Raw genomic sequence first — 1,295 nt, forward strand, 5'->3', positions numbered from 1 at the left:
GGCCGGGGCTTGAGGGTTTGGAGGGGGCGGCTGTCTCCGGCTGGCGGCGGTGTCGGGCTGGGGTGAAGCTGGGAGCTGAGGTGAGTGGTGGGAGGAGCGGTGGGCAACCTGGTTGTCGTCGGCGTGGACGGTTCGCCGTCGAGCGATGCCGCGGTGCTTCAGGCCGCCTGGGAGGCTCGGTGGCGGCGTGCGGCGCTTCGTGTGGTGCATGTCTTCCGCAGGCCGGTCGCGGCTACGTATGTGCCGCCGTTGGATCTGTCGCCGCTTGATCGCCTGGTGGAGGAGGCCGCGCGGCGTGCGCGGGGTGGGGTGTCTGGGGTGGAGGTCACCGAGACGGTGTTGACCGGTGGCACGGTGCCGATGTTGGTGGGTGAGTCGCATGCCGCTGGTCTGGTGGTCGTCGGTAGCCGGGGGGTGGGGGGTTTCAGCGGCATGTTGTTGGGGTCGACGGCGGAAACGCTGGCCGCTCACAGTGAGTGTCCGGTGATGGTGGTGCGTGGGGAGCCTGGTGGTGCGGGGCCGATCGTTGTGGGGGTCGACGGTGCTCCCGGCGGGGAGAAGGCGGTCGAGTTCGCTTTCGCCGAGGCGGCGCTGCGGGGGGTGGGGGTTGTGGCCGTGCATGCGGCGCGGCCGGAGCGTGGGGTGGTGGGTCCGGATGTGGAGAGTGCGGAGCGTGTGCTGGCCCAGGTGCTCGCGGGTCGTGGCCAGAGGTATCCCGACGTCGTGGTCCGTCAGGAGGTGGTGAGTGGTGAGCCCCGTGAGACCTTGATCGAGGCGAGTAGGACGGCCCCGTTGGTGGTGGTGGGTGCCAGGGGGCGGGGTGGTTTCCTCAAGCTGCTTTTGGGGTCGGTCAGTCGGGCTCTGTTGCACCATGCGCGGTGCTCGGTCGTCGTTGTTCGCGGCGCGGCGTGACGTTGGCCGCCCGAGCACTGGTGGGGGTCGGTGGTCGGGCGGCGGGGGGTGTTCGGTCGGCGGGTGGTGGTGTTAGGCGGGGACGGTGGGGGCTTTGTTGGTGTCGGTGGTGGGTTGGGGGGTGGTGGGTTGGGTGGTGGTGGTGGTGCGGGGGCGGCTCCAGCGGCGCATGACGGGGAGTTCGACGAGGCGGTAGAGGAGCCAGGCGGCGAGGAGGTTGGCCAGGAAGAGGGCTGCCAGGAGGACGAGGGCGGGCAGGGTGGCGTAGGTGCGGGTTTCGAGGATTTCGGGGCGGCCGTAGAAGATGATGACGGCTTGGACCATGTAGAAGGCGAAGGAGACGGTGCCCAGCCAGACCATGAGGCGGCTGCGGAGCCAGCCGG

The 1,295-nt window shown here is 70.2% G+C and carries 1 protein-coding gene and 1 pseudogene; one reads left to right on the top strand and one right to left on the bottom strand.

Features of this window, described 5'->3' with window-relative positions:
* Positions 1-99: 99 nt before the first annotated feature.
* A complete protein-coding gene (locus ACTWP5_RS32045) occupies positions 100-912 on the top strand; it encodes a universal stress protein (protein ID WP_443224704.1) in 813 nt (270 codons plus the stop codon).
* 72 nt (positions 913-984) lie between these two features.
* Here the strand turns inward: ACTWP5_RS32045 and ACTWP5_RS32050 are convergent.
* Positions 985-1,295, bottom strand: a pseudogene (locus ACTWP5_RS32050) (acyltransferase family protein); the annotation flags it as partial.

The organism is Streptomyces sp. 4N509B (assembly GCF_052245655.1).
In the GTDB taxonomy this organism is placed as follows: domain Bacteria; phylum Actinomycetota; class Actinomycetes; order Streptomycetales; family Streptomycetaceae; genus Streptomyces.